Annotated in this window: 20 protein-coding genes; 6 read left to right on the forward strand and 14 right to left on the reverse strand. The window is 65.3% G+C overall.

Features of this window, described 5'->3' with window-relative positions:
• Positions 1-47 precede the first annotated feature (47 nt).
• The 3 genes from C8J43_RS06945 to rimP are packed head-to-tail and all read right to left on the reverse strand — an operon-like array spanning position 48 to position 2,673.
• Positions 48-287, reverse strand: coding sequence for a 4-oxalocrotonate tautomerase family protein (locus C8J43_RS06945; RefSeq protein ID WP_055881134.1), 240 nt, complete (start codon positions 285-287; stop codon positions 48-50).
• On the reverse strand, positions 287-2,077 hold the full coding sequence (gene nusA / locus C8J43_RS06950; protein ID WP_133030286.1) for a transcription termination factor NusA: 1,791 nt from the start codon (positions 2,075-2,077) through the stop codon (positions 287-289). The genes C8J43_RS06945 and nusA overlap by 1 nt, the downstream gene beginning before the upstream one ends.
• Entirely contained in the window at positions 2,077-2,673 is a 597-nt protein-coding gene (gene rimP / locus C8J43_RS06955; protein ID WP_120301366.1) for a ribosome maturation protein RimP, read from the reverse strand. The genes nusA and rimP overlap by 1 nt, the downstream gene beginning before the upstream one ends.
• Before the next feature lie 178 nt (positions 2,674-2,851).
• Here rimP and C8J43_RS06960 point away from each other — a divergent pair, with 178 nt between their 5' ends.
• On the forward strand, positions 2,852-3,997 hold the full coding sequence (locus tag C8J43_RS06960; RefSeq protein WP_133030287.1) for a PQQ-dependent sugar dehydrogenase: 1,146 nt from the start codon (positions 2,852-2,854) through the stop codon (positions 3,995-3,997).
• Positions 3,998-4,118: 121 nt separating this feature from the next.
• Here the strand turns inward: C8J43_RS06960 and C8J43_RS06965 are convergent, their stop codons facing one another.
• Both C8J43_RS06965 and C8J43_RS06970 read right to left on the reverse strand, forming a co-directional pair.
• Entirely contained in the window at positions 4,119-4,508 is a 390-nt protein-coding gene (locus C8J43_RS06965) for a PaaI family thioesterase (RefSeq protein WP_133030288.1), read from the reverse strand.
• Entirely contained in the window at positions 4,505-4,960 is a 456-nt protein-coding gene (locus C8J43_RS06970; protein WP_133030289.1) for a PaaI family thioesterase, read from the reverse strand. Before C8J43_RS06970 ends, C8J43_RS06965 begins: the two co-directional genes overlap by 4 nt.
• Positions 4,961-5,053: 93 nt before the next feature.
• Here C8J43_RS06970 and C8J43_RS06975 point away from each other — a divergent pair, with 93 nt between their 5' ends.
• Positions 5,054-5,836: a crotonase/enoyl-CoA hydratase family protein gene (locus tag C8J43_RS06975; RefSeq protein ID WP_133030290.1), complete on the forward strand. Its 783-nt coding sequence runs from the start codon at positions 5,054-5,056 to the stop codon at positions 5,834-5,836.
• A 189-nt stretch (positions 5,837-6,025) separates the two neighbouring features.
• On the opposite strand, the gene C8J43_RS06980 is transcribed toward C8J43_RS06975, so the two are convergent.
• The 6 genes from C8J43_RS06980 to C8J43_RS07005 form a co-directional block, all read right to left on the reverse strand.
• The gene (locus C8J43_RS06980; RefSeq protein ID WP_133030291.1) at positions 6,026-6,379 is read right to left on the reverse strand and encodes a hypothetical protein; all 354 of its coding nucleotides are present in this window, start codon (positions 6,377-6,379) and stop codon (positions 6,026-6,028) included.
• Positions 6,379-6,795 (reverse strand): hypothetical protein, encoded by a 417-nt coding sequence (locus C8J43_RS06985; RefSeq protein WP_243645458.1) that lies wholly within the window; start codon positions 6,793-6,795, stop codon positions 6,379-6,381. Before C8J43_RS06985 ends, C8J43_RS06980 begins: the two co-directional genes overlap by 1 nt.
• A gap of 40 nt (positions 6,796-6,835) precedes the next feature.
• Positions 6,836-7,561 (reverse strand): hydroxyacylglutathione hydrolase, encoded by a 726-nt coding sequence (gene gloB, locus C8J43_RS06990; protein WP_133030292.1) that lies wholly within the window; start codon positions 7,559-7,561, stop codon positions 6,836-6,838.
• Between the two features lie 7 nt (positions 7,562-7,568).
• Positions 7,569-7,985 (reverse strand): VOC family protein, encoded by a 417-nt coding sequence (locus tag C8J43_RS06995; RefSeq protein ID WP_133030293.1) that lies wholly within the window; start codon positions 7,983-7,985, stop codon positions 7,569-7,571.
• Positions 7,986-8,130: 145 nt separating this feature from the next.
• Complete coding sequence (locus C8J43_RS07000) at positions 8,131-8,952, reverse strand: hypothetical protein (protein ID WP_133030294.1); 822 nt, start codon at positions 8,950-8,952, stop codon at positions 8,131-8,133.
• Positions 8,949-9,701: an alpha/beta hydrolase gene (locus C8J43_RS07005; RefSeq protein ID WP_133030295.1), complete on the reverse strand. Its 753-nt coding sequence runs from the start codon at positions 9,699-9,701 to the stop codon at positions 8,949-8,951. The genes C8J43_RS07000 and C8J43_RS07005 overlap by 4 nt, the downstream gene beginning before the upstream one ends.
• A gap of 203 nt (positions 9,702-9,904) precedes the next feature.
• Between C8J43_RS07005 and C8J43_RS07010 the strand changes: the two genes are divergently transcribed.
• Complete coding sequence (locus tag C8J43_RS07010; protein WP_133030296.1) at positions 9,905-10,447, forward strand: hypothetical protein; 543 nt, start codon at positions 9,905-9,907, stop codon at positions 10,445-10,447.
• A gap of 249 nt (positions 10,448-10,696) precedes the next feature.
• Here the strand turns inward: C8J43_RS07010 and C8J43_RS07015 are convergent, their stop codons facing one another.
• Both C8J43_RS07015 and C8J43_RS07020 read right to left on the reverse strand, forming a co-directional pair.
• Positions 10,697-10,951 carry a DUF6356 family protein gene (locus C8J43_RS07015; protein ID WP_060526786.1) on the reverse strand — a complete coding sequence of 85 codons (255 nt, stop codon included), beginning with the start codon at positions 10,949-10,951 and terminating at the stop codon, positions 10,697-10,699.
• Between the two features lie 26 nt (positions 10,952-10,977).
• Positions 10,978-12,375: a Mur ligase family protein gene (locus C8J43_RS07020; protein ID WP_133030297.1), complete on the reverse strand. Its 1,398-nt coding sequence runs from the start codon at positions 12,373-12,375 to the stop codon at positions 10,978-10,980.
• A 49-nt stretch (positions 12,376-12,424) separates the two neighbouring features.
• Here C8J43_RS07020 and C8J43_RS07025 point away from each other — a divergent pair, with 49 nt between their 5' ends.
• The gene (locus tag C8J43_RS07025; protein WP_133030298.1) at positions 12,425-13,240 is read left to right on the forward strand and encodes an LD-carboxypeptidase; all 816 of its coding nucleotides are present in this window, start codon (positions 12,425-12,427) and stop codon (positions 13,238-13,240) included.
• A gap of 156 nt (positions 13,241-13,396) precedes the next feature.
• Here the strand turns inward: C8J43_RS07025 and C8J43_RS07030 are convergent, their stop codons facing one another.
• The gene (locus tag C8J43_RS07030) at positions 13,397-13,960 is read right to left on the reverse strand and encodes a hypothetical protein (RefSeq protein WP_133030299.1); all 564 of its coding nucleotides are present in this window, start codon (positions 13,958-13,960) and stop codon (positions 13,397-13,399) included.
• Positions 13,961-14,095: 135 nt separating this feature from the next.
• Here C8J43_RS07030 and thrS point away from each other — a divergent pair, with 135 nt between their 5' ends.
• Both thrS and infC read left to right on the forward strand, forming a co-directional pair.
• Entirely contained in the window at positions 14,096-16,084 is a 1,989-nt protein-coding gene (gene thrS / locus C8J43_RS07035; RefSeq protein ID WP_133030300.1) for a threonine--tRNA ligase, read from the forward strand.
• A gap of 121 nt (positions 16,085-16,205) precedes the next feature.
• The gene (gene infC, locus C8J43_RS07040) at positions 16,206-16,724 is read left to right on the forward strand and encodes a translation initiation factor IF-3 (RefSeq protein ID WP_056051537.1); all 519 of its coding nucleotides are present in this window, start codon (positions 16,206-16,208) and stop codon (positions 16,722-16,724) included.
• Positions 16,725-16,833: the final 109 nt, after the last annotated feature.

Raw genomic sequence — 16,833 nt, forward strand, 5'->3', positions numbered from 1 at the left:
CGCTTGCGGGAGGGGAGGAAGGAGTAGTGTCGGTAGCGCCTAGCGCCTCATCGGGAGGGTTCCGCATGTGCGTCCTCCTGCGCTGGAGTCGTCTTCGGAGCGTCGCGGTCGACCAGGAGCTGGCCGCCCGCGCCATAATTCTCGGTCGAGACCTCTTCGATCACGATCTGCACCGCAGCCGGGTTCTTTCCCAGCCGCTGCACGAGCGACTGGGTAACGTCGGCGACGATGCCGGACTTCTGGTCCTTGGTAGCGGACCCCGAGATGCGGATGCTGACGAAGGGCATCAGGCCTTGTCGCCCTCGCTCTTCGTGTCGGTCTTGTCCGCCGCGTCTTCAACCGAAGCGTCCTCGACCGAAGCGTCGTCTGCCGAAGCGTCCTCAGCCACGGCTTCGTCGGCCGTCGTCTCTTCAGTCTCAGCGTCCTCGACCACAGCGTCATCGGCCGAAGCCTCTTCCACCGGAGCCTCGTCCGCCTCGACGTCGTCAGTCGAAGCCTCGGGAGCCTCGTCCTCGAACCAGTGCGCGCGGGCGGCCATGATGATTTCGTTGCCCTGCTCGTCGCTCAGGCCATATTCCGCGAGAATCCCGCCCTTCGGCTCGGGCCGCTTCGGCGCGTCCTCGTTGCGACGACGCGGCTCGACGCGCTTCTTCTCGACCAGTTCGTCGGTCGCAAGATCGGCAAGGTCGTCGAGCGTCTTGATGCCCGCCTTGCCAAGCGTGACCAGCATCGCCTCGTTCAAATACGGCATGCCGGCCAGTGCATCCTCGACGCCGAGCGCGGTACGCTCCTCGCGGCTCGCAGCGTCACGACGCTCCAAAGCTTCGGTCGCACGGTTCTGCAACTCGCCCGCCAGATCCTCGTCGAAGCCCTCGATGCCGGCGATCTCCTCGACCTCGACATACGCGACCTCCTCGAGGTTCGTGAACCCTTCGGCGACCAGCAGCTGTGCGAGCGTCTCGTCGACGTCGAGCTCCTTCTCGAACATCGCCGAGCGCTCGACGAAGTCCTTCTGGCGCTTCTCGGACGCATCGGCCTCGGTGAGGATGTCGATCGCCTTGCCGGTCAGCTGCGACGCAAGCCGCACGTTCTGGCCACGACGACCGATCGCGAGGCTGAGCTGGTCATCGGGAACGACCACCTCGATACGTTCTTCTTCCTCGTCGATCACGACGCGCGACACGGAGGCCGGCTGCAACGCGTTGACGACGAAGGTCGCGATGTCGGGCGACCAGGGGATGATGTCGATCTTCTCGCCCTGCATTTCCTGGACAACGGCCTGGACGCGCGAGCCCTTCATGCCGACGCACGCGCCGACCGGATCGATCGACGAGTCATGCGAGATGACGCCGATCTTCGCGCGCGAACCGGGATCGCGGGCTGCGGCCTTGATCTCGATGATGCCGTCGTAGATCTCGGGCACTTCCTGCGCGAACAGCTTCTTCATGAAGTCGGGGTGCGCGCGGCTGAGGAAGATCTGCGGCCCACGGTTCTCGCGGCGGACGTTGAGGATCAGCGAGCGGATGCGGTCGTTGACGCGCACCACTTCGCGCGGGATCTGCGCGTCGCGGCGGATCACGCCCTCGGCGCGGCCCAGGTCGACGACGACATGGCCGAACTCGACGCGCTTGACGACGCCGGTGATGATCTCGCCGGCGCGGTCCTTATACTCTTCGAACTGGCGTTCGCGCTCGGCGTCGCGGACCTTCTGGAAGATGACCTGCTTGGCGGCCTGTGCGGCGATGCGGCCGAACTCGATCGGGGGCAGCGGATCGACGATGAAGTCGCCGAGAGCGGCGTCCTTCTGAAGCTTCTGCGCGCCCTTGACGTCGACCTGCTTGAAATAATCGTCGACCGCCTCGACCACTTCGACGACGCGCCACAAGCGCAGATCGCCGGTGTTCGGATCGAGCTTCGCGCGGATGTCGTTCTCGGCGCCGTAGCGCGAGCGGGCGGCGCGCTGGATCGCGTCCTCCATCGCCTCGATCACGATCGCCTTGTCGATCATCTTCTCCGACGCGACCGAATTCGCGATCGCGATCAGTTCCGCGCGGTTTGCGGTGACTGCCGTGGCCATCAATGCTGTCCTTCTTCGGTGTCGGCCTCGTGAGCATCGGGCTCATCGGTGGGCGTATCTTGATAGAAAACCTCGTCCGCGCCTTCGGTGGAAAGCGGCGCGGTCGCGGCGATGAGACGGTCGGTCATGACGAGCTTGGCGTCGGCGACCTGCGAAAAGTCGATCGTCATGAGCTTGTGCTTGTTGACGTCGACGGTGATCTTCGTCCCCTCGACGCCCATCAGATTGCCCGAGATCTGCTTGCGGTCCTCGAACGGCTCGACGAGGCGAATACGTGCCTCCTGGCCTTCCCAGTCTGCGAAATCCTGCAACCGGGTCAGCGGACGATCGATACCGGGGCTCGACACCTCGAGACGATACGCGTCCTCGCCGACCGGGTCCTTGCCCTCGGCTTCGAGCGCATCGAACTTGTCCGAGATTCGGCGCGACAGCTCGGCGCAATCGTCGATCAGCAACTGGCGGGTGTCGGGGCGCTCGGCCATCACCTGCAACGTCGGATCGGACTTGCCGCCCTGCATGCGCACGCGCACGAGGCTGAGGCCGAGCGCGGTCGCCTCGGGTTCGATCAGGTCGGTCAGCAGGGCGATATTCGCCATCGAAATTCCAAACAGGGCCAAAGCACAGGTGATTGCCGCCGCGGAGCAAGCCCCGCAGCCTCTTCATCTGGCGATGTAGAGAAGTGGTGCCTCTATACGCGGGGTGGCGCTGCTCCGCAAGCGGGAGCAACCTTCGTTTAGTACGCTGCGTTAGCGCAGGGATTTCCGGGAGAAGATCATGATTCGCAAAACGCTGTTTGCCACTGGGTTGCTGTCCGCCACGCTGCTCGCTTCGACCGCTTGTTCCGCGCAACCGGCCGCGGCGGGGAAGCCGTTCAAGGAGACGGTGGTCGCCGACTTCGATTCACCCTGGGCGATGACGGTCCTGCCAACAGGTGGTGCGCTAATAACCGAAAAGGACGGCCGGATGGTCTTCCTTATGATTGGTTCGGGGACCGCAAAAGACAGTGTCGTTGCTACGATGCCGGTCGCCGGAATACCGAAAATCGACTCGGCCGGGCAGGGGGCACTAATGGACGTGGTTCTGGCACCCGATTATGCACGAAATCATCTCGTCTATTTTTCGGGATCGGTCGCCGGCGAAGGGGGCAAGGGCGTTGTGCTTTGGCGCGGCAAGCTTTTCTTGGATGCTCCCACTCCGCGGCTCGAAGGCGTCGAGGAGTTGTTTCGCGCGCGTCCGTTCGTTGAGGGCAACGGCCACTATTCCGGCCGCATCGCCTTCTCTCCCGATGGCAAATACCTGTTCTTCACCAATGGCGAGCGGCAGAAGTTCACCCCCGCACAGGACCCCAAGGTCACGCTCGGCAAGGTGCTGCGCCTCACGCTCGACGGCAAACCCGCCCCCGGCAACCCGCTCGTGGCAAAGGGCTTCGCACCCGAGATCTGGAGCTACGGCCACCGCAACCTGCTCGGCATCGCGTTCGACGCGCAGGGCAATCTCTGGGAGCAGGAGATGGGGCCAAAGGGCGGCGACGAGGTCAACCTCATCAAGCCCGGCCTCAACTATGGCTGGCCCAACGCCTCGAACGGCAGCAACTACGACGGCTCCGACATCCCCGATCACAAGCCCGGTGACGGCTATGAGCCGCCCAAGGTGTTCTGGAACCCGGTCATCTCCCCCGGCGGCCTGATGATCTATTCGGGCAGCATGTTCCCGCAATGGAAGGGCGACGCGTTCATAGGTGGGTTGTCTTCCAAGTCGCTGGTCCGCGTAGACCTGAACGGTACCAACGCCGCCAAGGGCGACCAATGGGACATGGGGGCAAGAATCCGCGATGTCGAACAAGGCCCCGACGGCGCGATCTGGGTCCTCGAAGACGGCGGCGACTCACAAGGCCGCCTGATCAAACTGACTGCGAAGTAAGCCAAATTCCCCTCCCGCTTGCGGGAGGGGTTAGGGGAGGGCGCGACGTACGTACTGGCGTCCGGTCTGTGAGGCACACCCCCCCCGACCCCTCCCGCAGGCGGAAGGGGAGCAGAAGCGGCTAGTCCCGCACGATCAGGTAGTTCATCCGGGCCGCGGCAATCGGTTTGTCGCGCTCGTCCTGCCAAGCGGTCGCCTCGACATTGGCCACCCGCGTGCCCAACCGGGTCACAACGCCCGCCGCCCGCGTAGGCTTGTCCCTGCCACCCCGCATGAAATCGACGGTAACGTTGACCGGCTTGATCCGCCCGCCGCCCTCAGCCTCCAACGCATGCTGCAAAGCCGCGATCGCCGCCATCTCCAGCAACCCCGAGATCGCACCCCCATGCAAAAACCCCGGCCGCCCGAGCACGTCATCCGCAAACGGCATCAGCAACACCGGTGGCGCGCCGTCCTCGGCTTCGACCGACACACGGAGAATCTCCGCATAGGGCGGCAGGCCGATCGTCATGCCTCGATCCTTCTGTTGAGACCCATGCCGGCGACGTCGCCCACCACCATGAACGTCCCCGCGACATGCGCGAGCGGATCGCCGGGGTCGCCGTCATGCGCCTGCCCGCGCACGAACGCGATCGAGCGCGTGATCCGGTAGCATTCGCCGCGCCCGATCACCGTCTTCCCCGGCGTCGCCGGCCGCAGATAATCCACCCGCAGGTCGAGCGTCGCATGCGGCACGAACGCGTTGCGCTTGATCCAGATCGCCAGGCTCGTCGCCATGTCCATCATCGTGATGATCGGCCCCGACGCAATTACGCCGCTCGCGCGGTCGCCGATCAGCCGCTCATCATAGGGCAGCGCAAGCTCCGCCCAGTCGTCGCCATGCGCGTGATAGCGCATCCCCAGCGCGGCACCGTGCCCGCCGAACCCGCGCGTCGCAAACCATTGTGGATCAAAACCAGCCATTGCCCGCCTCTACACGCCGGGTGGCCGCGCGCAACATTGCGGGCGGGCACAGGCGCGGTTAGCGTTCGCGCAAAGATCGAGAGGATCGCCACTATGAACGACCGGGTCACCATCACCGTCACGGACGGCATCGCCGACGTCCGCCTCGCGCGCGCCGACAAGATGAACGCGATCGACCCGGCGATGTTCGAGGGTATCGCCGCCGCGATCGACCGGCTCAAGGGAATGACCGAAGTCCGCTGCGTCGTCCTCTCCGGCGAAGGCAAGGCATTCTGCGCCGGCCTCGACATGGCCTCGATGGCGAACGGCGGCTCTGGACTGGCGCTAGGCGACCGCACCGACGAGGGCGCCAACCTCGTCCAGCAGGTCGCGTGGGGCTGGCGCACCTTGCCGATGCCGGTGATCGCCGCAGTCCACGGCGTCGCGTTCGGCGGCGGCTTCCAGATCATGTCCGGTGCCGACATCCGCATCGCCCACCCGCAAGCCCGCTTCGCGATCCGCGAGACGTACTGGGGCCTGGTCCCCGACATGGCCGGCATCGCGTTATGGCGCACGCTAGCCCGCGACGACGTGCTGCGCGAACTTACTTACACCGCCCGTGAGTTCGATGGCGCGGAGGCACTACGGCACGGCTTCGTCACGCGGCTGTCGGAGGACCCGCTCGGCGAGGCGATGATGCTCGCCCGCGAGATCGCGGGAAGGAATCCCCACGCGATCCGCGGATCGAAGGCACTCTACAACCTTGCTGCGGATGCCGATGCGGTAGCGGTGCTGCACGCGGAAACCGAAGAGCAGCTGAAGGTCATCCGCACGCCTAATCAGGTCGAGCAGGTCCGCGCGAATATGGAGAAGCGGGCGGCGGTATTCGAGGACTGAGCCCTCCGTTAGGATAAAGAAAGTCCAACCGTTGCCCGACTTCGCTACCACCCCGGCGAAGGCCGGGGCCTAATTGGAAAGGTCGATGTAACGCAGCGCCGTCGTCAGTCGGCACCGTCCCCCAATTGGGCCCCGGCCTTCGCCGGGGTGGTGCAACAAACGGGGGCGCGCATTAAGCCGGAACGAGCCCTACTTCACCTTGTCGTACGGCGTGAAATCCCGGAACCGGCAATATCCCGACGGAATCGACATCCCCCCGGACACCGTCCGAAACCGGTCGTTCCGACACAATTGCCCGCCATAAACGTCAACGATCAACGTATCGAACGGCCGCAATGAAGCACACTCGCCAACCGTCCCCGTCCTCCAGATTCGCTTGCCCGATTGCCGATACAGGATCGTCTGCGAATCGACGATCTCGGGCCCGTTGAGCTGCTGAAGGTCGATGCACCGTACGGGCGCCCCCGCAATGCGCCCCTCAAGCGGGTCCGATCGACCGGCGAGAAGAGGAAGCGCCAACGCCGCGAGGAGCAGCGCGCGCATCACGGCTTCCGATACGGCACGAAGTCGCCAAAGCTGCAACTCCCGGTCGGAAAGCGCGACGTCTGGTCGAACGTCTGCGCGATATCGCCCCGGCAAAGCTGCCCGCTAGGCGTCCGCGTCACCAGGATATCGCCGCGCGCAATCCCTTCGCACCCGCCGACGGTGTCGCTCCGATACACCAGCCCGCTATTCACCCGGTACAGGATCGTCGCGCCGTAGCCCGAGCTCTGTTTCTGCGGAAACTGGCTGATGCACGTCTCGGGCTTGCCCGGCACGAGCCCGGCGAGTTCCTTCGCCAGCTTCTCCTGCACGCCAGCCTCGCGGACCTGCGCGCGCTCGACCTCCGCCTGGGTCTGCGTACACGCACCGAGCATGACAGCCGGCAATATCAACAGTGGCAGGGTTCGCATCCGCATCGCAACGCTCCTCAAAATCCCCGCCACCCTCATGCGCCCTTTATCCGCGAAACGCATCCTTCGCCGCACGATAGCCCGCAAGCTGTTCGACCGACGTCGCCCGCAGGAACGGGTTGGTCGCCCGCTCGCGCCCGATCGTCGTCGGCACGGTAGGCTCACCCTTCGCCCGCGCCGCGTCGACCTCGACCATCCGCGCGACGATGTCCGCATTGTCCGGCTCGGCAACCAACGCATAGCGCCCGTTGCTCTGCGTATATTCATGCCCGCAGAACACTTCGGTCTCGTCCGACAGCTTGGCGTACCGCTGCATGTTCGCGAACATGTCCGCCGGCGTCCCCTCGAACAGCCGTCCACATCCCATCGCGAACAGCGTGTCGCCGGTGAAGATCGCCGCATCGTCGGCGAAGTGGAACGCGATATGCCCCTGCGTATGCCCCGGTACCGACATCACGGTCGCCTCGTGCGCACCGAGACGTACGATATCGCCTTCGCCGACCTGCTCGTCGAGCGTCGGGATCTTGTCCGCCTCTGCCGCCGGGCCGACGATCGTGGCGCCATACGCCTTCATCTCGGCATTGCCGCCGGTATGATCGGGATGCCAGTGCGTCGTCCACACCCGGTCGATCCGCCAGTCGCGCTTCTTGGCGGCGGCGATCACCGGCCCCGCCTCACCCGGATCGACCACCACCGTCTCGCCCGAGACTGTGTCGTGGATCAGCCAGGCGTAATTGTCGGCCAGCACCGGTACGCGGACGATATCGAGCATCAGCGTGTCACCACTTGCCGGTGTTCGACATCGACGCCCAAGGCTCGGCGGGGTCGAGCGCGCCGTCGGCCTGCAACAGCTCGATCGAGATGTTGTCGGGGGTCCGCACGAACGCCATGTGCCCGTCGCGCGGCGGCCGGTTGATCGTCACGCCCGAGTCCATCAGCCGCTGGCAGGTGTCGTAGATATTGTCGACGCGGTAGGCGAGGTGACCGAAGTTGCGACCCTCGCCATACTCCTCGGGATCCCAATTGTGCGTCAGCTCGACCTCGGCACCCTCGTCGCCGGGGACCGACAGGAAGATCAGCGTGAACCGACCCTTCTCGTTCTCCATCCGGCGGACCTCCTTCAGGCCCAGCGTCTCGAAGAACGCGATCGTCTTCGCCGGGTCGGTCACGCGGATCATCGTGTGGAGATATTTCATGCTTGCTCCGAGGGTTGTTCGGAAGCGCAGATAGGGATGGCTTGAGTGGCGTGAAAGGGTAGGGCTCCCAGGGAAGCTTGTTTCCCCGCGAAGGCGGGGACCCAGTCTGGGCTCCCGCCTTCGCGGGAGAACAAGGAAGCGGGCGCTAGCGTCCGATCGGCGCGCGGGGACGAGGCGCGCTAGCCTGCCCGTCGAACTGCTTCAACGCCGTCACCGCGCTCCGCCCGACGGGCGTATCCGGCGCCAGCCGAGCCGCCTGACCCCAAGCCGCCCGCGCGCCATCCTCGTCGCCCGCCAACGCGGCGATATTCCCCGCCTCCAACTGCACCGAAGCATCGTCCGCCGACCGCCGCAACGCCTCGCCGATATCCTTCTTCGCCCGCGCCGGATTGCCCTCGCGCCGCGCCAGCGTCGCCGACAACAGCCACGCGAGCGGATCGTCCGCCGCGTTGGTCAGCGCCAGATCGATATCGGTCCGCGCCGACTCCAGGTCCCCCGTCGCGACCAGCGCGCGCGCATGATCCAGCTGCGCCTCGCCCAGCGGCAAGCCGGTCAGCGTCCCCGCGGTCAGCGCCGAATCGAGCGCCACACGCGCCTTGGCCGGGTCGGCCGCCGCCAGCCACGCATTGCCCGCCTGCGCCCAATAGGTTGCCGCGCCGGCATTTTTGGCGAGCTGCGCCGCTCGCGCGGCCTCCTCGAATTCGCCCGCCGCCGCCGGCCAGGCTTTTTCCGCGGCAAACGCGAGCCCGGCACATTCGCGTGCGGCAAAGCGCCCGCCCGCGATCCGCCACCGCGCCGCCTCGGCCCGCGCCGCCGCCGGATCGGTCTGGACGAGCGCGATACAGCGCTGCAACCGGTCGGCCCGGATATCGAGCGGCCCGGCCTGAGCCGGTGCCAAGCCGGAGGTATGGCCAGTGGCTTGGCCAGCGGTCTGAGCGACGGCGAGGGCGAGCAAAATCGAGATCATAGCGCGGCGATCACATCCTCGACCGCCCGGATGATGAGGGAGATGTCGCTGTCGCGCGACAGGCGGTGATCGCCGTCCTTGACCAGCCACGTCTGCACGTCGGCTGAACGCAACAGCTCGGCAAGGCGCGCGGTGCGGTGCCACGGCACGTCCGGATCGCGCTGCCCCTGCACCAGCCGGACCGGCCCGTCGAACGCGATCTCGCCGAACATCAGCCGGTTCGCCTCACCCGACGACCAGAATGCGCGGGTATATACCGTCGGTTCGGGACCATAGGGGTTCTTGCGCTCGAGCCGCCCATTGCTGAGCAGCGTCATCTTCTCGTCGGTGGTGAAACCCCAGTCGGTGAAGTCGGGTGCCGGAGCGATCCCGACCAACCCCTTGACTAGGTCGGGGCGCAGCTTGGCCACCATCAACATAAGCCACCCGCCCAGCGACGAGCCGACCAGGATCGCGGAGCCCTCGGCCAGCGCGTCGATCATCGCCAGTACGTCGTCGCGCCAGTCGACCAGCGTCTGGTCCTCGAACTCCCCCTCGCTCTGCCCGCACCCGCCATAATCGAACCGCAGGAACGCGCGCCCCTCGGACTTCGCCCACGCCTCCAGCGTCACCGCCTTGGTCCCGTTCATGTCCGACGCATAGCCCGACAGGAACACCAGGGTCGGACCCGTTCCAGGCGTGTGATGATAGGCGAGGCGAGGGCGCTCCTTGACGGGAGGCGTGGGCGTGGATGGAAGCGTGTCGGTCATTGCCTCGCCTTAGCTCGGCTGCGCTGCTGTTGGTAGCCGAACCCATGAACTGCGCATCCAATGATATCCCCCAGGCGGATCGCACTTCTACATGCACGAATGATATGGAACATTACGAGACGGTTGGGGGTGTGGCATAAGTTTGGGTGATAAGGTTTGACCCAAATCCCAAACCTGTTACAACGACCCAAGAGGAGCGACCGATGGTGGATTCGTCATGGCTGGAGAAGGCGAGAGATTTGCGTCAGCAGGCCTATGAGGCACTGCAGGCTACGCCGGCATATGCGGCATTCAAAGCCTTCGATGACGCAGTTGTAGGTCTGGGCGGGGCACCATTCTTCGAGGCCAGCCCTCACGCGCAGCCAGTTAAGGTTGCAGCGGCACGCGCTTTGGACGCTGCGGTAAAGCGCACCGCAGATAGTCGTAAGCTATCTCAAGGCGATGCAGCCGAACTAGTGCTGATGCAGCATCAAGAGCCTCTGCCGATCGTCCGGTTGATGGAGGAAGTGCAGGCGAAAGGTGCAGAGATCGGTGGAACGGATCCGCTGAACAATTTTCGTTCGACGGTATCGAAGGATCCTCGGTTCCGCACCTCGAAGCGCAACAACATGTATTTCTGGTGGCTGACGGATCAACCGTTGCCGCCTCAATGGAATGAACCGACAGACCCAGATTTGCTTACCGCGTCTGTCGGATCATCATCGCACTCAGACCAGGAGACCGCCAATGCGGATCATAATACCTAGTTGAGCCTAAAGGCTACCGGGGGAAACAGGTCTGGACACCTGCCAACCTCGCAGCCCCGTTGGGGGTGAAATAACTATCATCAATCATTTCCGCCGGGCGTCGGGAAGACGCCCGGCCATTTCAGTTTATACGCCAAGCAAGGAAAAGCGCAACTGACCGTGTCTCACTTGCTGGGTGGGCGAGTTCGACGTTCGCAATCTTCACATCTTATTTTAGCGGCTGTCGACGGATAGCTTTTTTCAAGCGCTTTAAATGATGAACTCGACCGTCTTCATCTGCGTCTGATCGGCCGCCACCGCGCCGCGCTTCTCGACCATTTGCCGGTGCAGTTCGGCGACCGTGTCGCTCCCGCGCGTCTTGCACCACGCGGGCACGAACGCGTGGACCAGCGCACCGAGGCCGCCCTTGATCATCGTCATGCCGAACCGCCCGGCGACGCCGAAATGCTCGGTGTAACTCTCGCCGACGGTGTCGGGGTGGTCGAGGAACAGGCGGCGGAACATCATTGGTCTCCTAAGCGGTGATCGTATCACCGTGCGGCCAAAGCGTCGACCATGCCGCTGGCGAGCACGCTCAGCGTGTCGTCGCGCGCGCCCATCACGACGATGCGGTCGCCCGGACGCGCTTCCGCGACCAGCGCCGCGGCGGCTTCGGCGCGGTCGGCGATGTGCCGCGCGTCACGACGTCCCTCCATTATCTGCGCGACGATGTCGGCGCTGGTGACCTCGCGCGCGACCGTCCCGCCATAATAGGCCGGGTCGGGCAGGACGAGCACGTCGTCCTCTGCCATCCGTTCGACGAAGGTGGCGACGAGTTCGGGCCCCATCACCTTCAACGGGCCATAGCCGTGCGGCTGGAAGAACAGCAGCAGTCGCCCAGGGAACGCGTGGAGCGTATCGAGCGTCGCGGCGATCTTGTCGGGGTTGTGCCCGAAATCGTCGATCACCGCGATCCCACCCGCCTCTCCGACGAGATCGAAACGGCGGCGCAGGCCCGTGAACCCCGCGATCGCCTTGACCGCATCGGCCAGCGATACGTCCGCCGCCATCGCCGCACCGATCGCGGCGAGCGCATTCGACACGTTGTGTCGGCCGGGGACGGCAAGCTTCACCGGCGTCCGGACGCCGCGCGAGACGATGTCGAAGCGGATCGCGAACGGCTCGGGCTTCAAATTCTCGGCGCGCAGATCGGCCGACGCGTCGATCGCGAACGTCGTGACCTGACCACGTGGCAGGCGCGCCGCGAGCGCCGCCGCATCGGGATCGTTCGCGTTCACTATCGCCGTCTCGGCCTTGGCGATGAAGTCCCCGAACAGCACGCGCAGTTCCTCGAGCGACTTGTGGTCGAGGCTGACATTGTTCAGCACCGCGATCTTCGGCGCATAGCCCGCGATCGATCCGTCGCTCTCATCCACTTCGCTGACGAACGCTTCACCTTCTCCGACCAGCGCACTCGCGAACGGCGCGTCGGGGGTTGCGAAGTTCTTCATCACCGCGCCGTTCATCACCGTCGGATCGCGCCCGACGGCGTGGAGGATCCAGCCGATCATCCCGGTGACGGTCGACTTGCCGCTCGTGCCCGCGACACCGATCGACAGGCGGCTGTCGTTGAACAGCGACGCCAGCATGGCCGCGCGGGTTGAGCGCGTGCAGCCTAACGCGTCCGCGGCGATCATGTCCGGCACGGTCGCCTCGATCGCCGCGGAGGCAATGACGAGCTGGTCGGCCGTGACGATCCCGCTGCCGTCCTGCGGGAACAGCGCGACGCCCTTTGCAGCGAGGTCGTCGAACTTGGCGGGGACGCGGCCCTGGTCGAGGTTACGGTCCGAACCCGCGACGGTCGCGCCGCGGCCCGCGAGGATCATCGCGAGCGGCATCATGCCCGAGCCACCGATGCCAACGAAGAAACAGGGTTTGCTGATATCCATCGGCCCGCGATATGGGCGGTTTGGTAACGGGGCAAGGTCGGGAACAACAATGCGCATCGGTGTCCTCGCCGCGTCGAGCCGAACCAATCCCGCGGCGATCGCCAAGATCACCGCGTATGCGGCTAGCGCGTTCCCCGAGGTTGAACTCGTCTTTCACCCGCAGTGCCTGGAGACCGACGGCCATTTCGCCGGCTCGGACTTTCGGCGGGCGGGGGCGTTCCTCGAATACGCCAACGATCCGGCTTTCGATGCGCTCTGGTTCCTGCGCGGAGGCTATGGCGCCAACCGAATCCTCGCGATGGTCATGCCCGAGCTCGGCCGTGCGGCGCGGCACAAGACATATCTCGGCTATTCCGACGTGGGCTTCCTGCTCGGCGCGCTGTACGCACGGCGGATGGGGCGGCCGGTCCACGGGCCGATGGTCAGCGACATCAACCGGCATGACGGCGAGGCGACGGTCGCACGGTCGCTCGGCTGGATGGTGCGCGGCGATCGGGCGGGGCTGGAGCCGGGGCTCGACGGGCGGCCGTCTGCGGCGTTCAACCTCAGCATCCTGACCTCGCTGATCGGTACGCCGTGGCTGCCTGATCTTACCGATCACGTGCTGATCGTCGAGGAGGTGTCGGAGCCGCTGTATGCGATCGACCGGATGCTGTTCAAGGTCGCCAACGCCACGCAGTTGAAGGGGATTGCGGGGCTGCGGCTGGGTGCGGTGACGGCGGTGCAGGAGAATGATCCGCCCTGGGGCGAGACGCTAGACTACATGATGATCCGCTGGTCGCGGGACATGGGAGTGCCGTATCTGGGGCGGGCGGAGATCGGGCATACGCAGGCGAACCATGTGGTGCCGTTCGGGGTGGTCTGAGCGAGGCATCAGATAGTGTCTGACCTTGCTCCACCCCGGCGGAGGCCGGGGCCCAATTGGAAAGGCCGGAGTGACGGAGCGCAATCCTCCGTTAGCGACGTTCTCCCAAATGGGCCCCGGCCTTCGCCGGGGTGGTAGTCGCGGTACAATCGCCTGCTATTGTACCGCCGTCGGATCAATGACCTGCATTCCCCCGAACCGCTCCTTCGGCTGACCCGGTACCGTATAGCTCCCAGCCACCTGCTCCACAGCCCAGGCGCGCAGGTTCGCCACCACCTCCACCCGCTGCACGCGATCCCGCTCGCGCATGAACACCACCAGATCGTCGCGTCGGTTGCACTCGCGCGTGTCGGCGGTCGCGCACGGCGAATACAGGATCGCCAGCGCCACGATCTTTCCGGCCGGATCGAGCACCGTTGCCCCCTTCTCAGGACAACTATGCGCCCGGCACGCGGTGAAGCGGTACAGCGCCCCGATCCGCGTCGGTTCGTCGGGTGGGCCGTGTAGCACCTCGATCTGCTGATCCGCGACGTCGCCGTTCGCATAGAGATACGCCGCCTTGCGCTTACCGATGAAGCGTCGGACTGCCGCGGTGAACGCGGGCGCCATCACCAGCTGGTTCGTATCGTGGCACGCCGCCAACCTCGCTGGCGCGCATGTCGCAGCAACGCCCGGAGCAGGAGCGGCAGCGGCGGACAGCATCATCAGCAGACCCAGCATCGTACATCTCCCAAAACGCCCAGACACTCCCCAATCCGGCGCATGTCCGTCTGGAGTAGCCCTGCGCGCGTATCACCTTATATACACGCCGTGCGCGGATCGGTCCGCGCGCGTCATCCCGAGAGAAAGTCTCCCATGTCTGCAATGTTCCGAATCACGCTGCCCGACGGTTCCGTCCGCGAGGTTGCGCCCGGGACTACCCCCGCGGATGTCGCCGCGGCGATCGGCCCGGGCCTCGCCAAGGCCGCGCTCGCCGCGCGCATCGACGGACAGGTGCGCGACCTCAACCGGCCGTTCGAGGGCGATACCGCACTCGCGCTGGTGACCGCGCGCGACGAGGCGGATGCGCTCGAACTCGTCCGCCACGATCTCGCGCACGTCATGGCCGAAGCGGTGCAGCACCTCTTCCCGGGCACGCAGATCACCTTCGGTCCTGCGACCGACGACGGCTTCTATTACGACTTCGCGCCGAAGGACCGCCCGTTCACCGACGAGGACCTGCCCGCGATCGAGGCCGAGATGCGTGCGATCATCGCCCGGAACGAGCCGTTCCTGCGCGAGGTCTGGTCGCGGCAGCAGCTGATCGATCGCTGGACGCAGCAGGGCGAGAGCTTCAAGGCCGAATGGGCCGCCGAGCTCCCCGAGGGCGAAGAATTGACGATCTATCGCCAGGGCGAGTGGCTCGACATGTGCCGCGGGCCCCACATGGCGTCGACCGGCAAGCTCGACCCCGCCGCGTTCAAGCTGACGCGCGTCAGCGGCGCCTATTGGCGCGGCGACCAGAAGAACGCGATGCTGTCCCGCATCTACGGCACCGGCTGGCTCAACAAGAAGCAGCTCGACGCGCATCTGTTGCGGATCGAGGAGGCGGCCAAGCGCGACCATCGCCGCATCGCGCAGGAAATGGACCTCTTCCATCTCCAGTCCGAAGCGCAGGGCTCGGTGTTCTGGCATCCCAAGGGCTGGGTGATGTGGCGGCAGCTCGAGGCGTATATGCGCCGCAAGCTCGACGCGGCCGGCTATGCCGAGATCAAGACGCCGCAGCTGATGGACGCCAAGATGTGGGAGGCGTCGGGCCATTGGGGCAAGTTCCGCGAGAACATGTTCGTGGTCCCCGACGAGGTGCCCGGAATCGATCCGAACGCACCGGTGCTGACCGGCAAGGGCGATCTGATGGCACTGAAGCCGATGAACTGCCCGGCGCACGTCCAGGTCTTCCGCCAGGGGATTAAGTCGTACCGCGACCTGCCGCTGCGGCTCGCCGAGTTCGGCTGCTGCCATCGCAACGAGCCGCACGGCGCGCTGCACGGCATCATGCGCGTCCGCCAGTTCACGCAGGACGACGCACATATTTTCTGCACGCCCGAGCAGATCGTCGCCGAGACGCGCGCATTCTGCGAGTTGCTCGACGCGGTGTACCGCGACCTGGGTTTCGCCGACTACATGGTGAAGCTCGCGTTGCGGCCCGATAATCGCGCCGGCGACGACGCGCTGTGGGACCGCGCCGAGGGTGATCTGCGTGAGGCATTGACGCTTGCCGGGCTGATGGAGGATCGCTTCCAGTTCGAGGAGTTGCCGGGCGAGGGTGCGTTCTACGGTCCGAAGCTCGAATTCCACCTGACCGACGCGATCGGCCGGACGTGGCAGTGCGGGACATTGCAGCTCGATTACGTGCTGCCCGAGCGACTCGACGCGTCGTACGTGGGCGCGGACGGCGAGCGGCATCGCCCGGTCATGCTTCATCGCGCCATTCTTGGCACGTTCGAGCGCTTCTTGGGGATACTGATCGAGCATCATGCCGGGCGCTTTCCGCTCTGGCTCGCGCCGGTGCAGGCGGTCGTCGCGACGATCGTGTCGGATGCCGACGACTATGCCGCCGAGGTCGCGGCCAAGCTGAAGGCTGCCGGGATCCGCGTCGAAACCGATCTCCGCAACGAGAAGATCAACTACAAGGTGCGCGAGCACAGCCTCGCGAAGGTGCCGAACCTGCTGGTCGTCGGCAAGCGCGAGGCCGAGGAAGGCAAGGTCGCGTTGCGCACGCTCGGCAGCCAGGCACAAACCATCCTGACGCTCGACGAAGCGATCGCGCGTCTTGCGGTCGAGGCACGCGCACCCGATATGTGATCCAACGGGGCCGGCTATTCGCCATCTGTTCGGGCGCGCGTTTCTGCGCTATAGACCGGCCCAAATATTGTCTGAAACTTCAGGAGCAACCCCCATACGTCCTCCCACGATACGCCGGCCGATGCAGACGCCCGCAATGAACGGCCCGCGATTCAACGAATTCATCCAGAGCCAGAAGGTCCGCGTGATCGATCACGAGGGCGAGAATCTGGGCGTGATGTACACGCGCGAAGCGATCGAGCAGGCGGCCGAGCATGGCCTCGACCTAGTCGAGGTTTCGCCTAACGCCGATCCGCCCGTCGCCAAGTTCCTCGATGTCGGCAAGTTCAAGTACGAGGCGCAGAAGAAGGCGAACCTCGCACGCAAGTCGCAGAAGACGCAGGAGATCAAGGAGATCAAGATGCGTCCGAACATCGACGACCATGACTACGACACGAAGATGAAGAAGGTGAACGATTTCATCGGCGAGGGCGACAAGGTCAAGATCACGCTGCGCTTCCGCGGTCGCGAACTCAGCCATGGGCAGCTCGGCATGAATTTGTTGAAGCGCGTCCAGGACGACGTCGCGGAGATCGCCAAGATCGAGGCGTATCCGCGCATGGAAGGCCGCCAGATGCTGATGGTGCTCGCACCCAAGTAACTGCGCGGCGGCTTCTTGCCGCGACGATGTGAGCTTTGAAAGGCTGGTTGGTCCCAACGGACTGGCCGGCCTTTTTCTTGTCTGCAATTCTTCCGGGCACGCATCGGTC

Origin of the sequence: Sphingomonas sp. PP-CE-1G-424 (assembly GCF_004341085.1) — a bacterium.
Lineage (GTDB): Bacteria > Pseudomonadota > Alphaproteobacteria > Sphingomonadales > Sphingomonadaceae > Sphingomonas.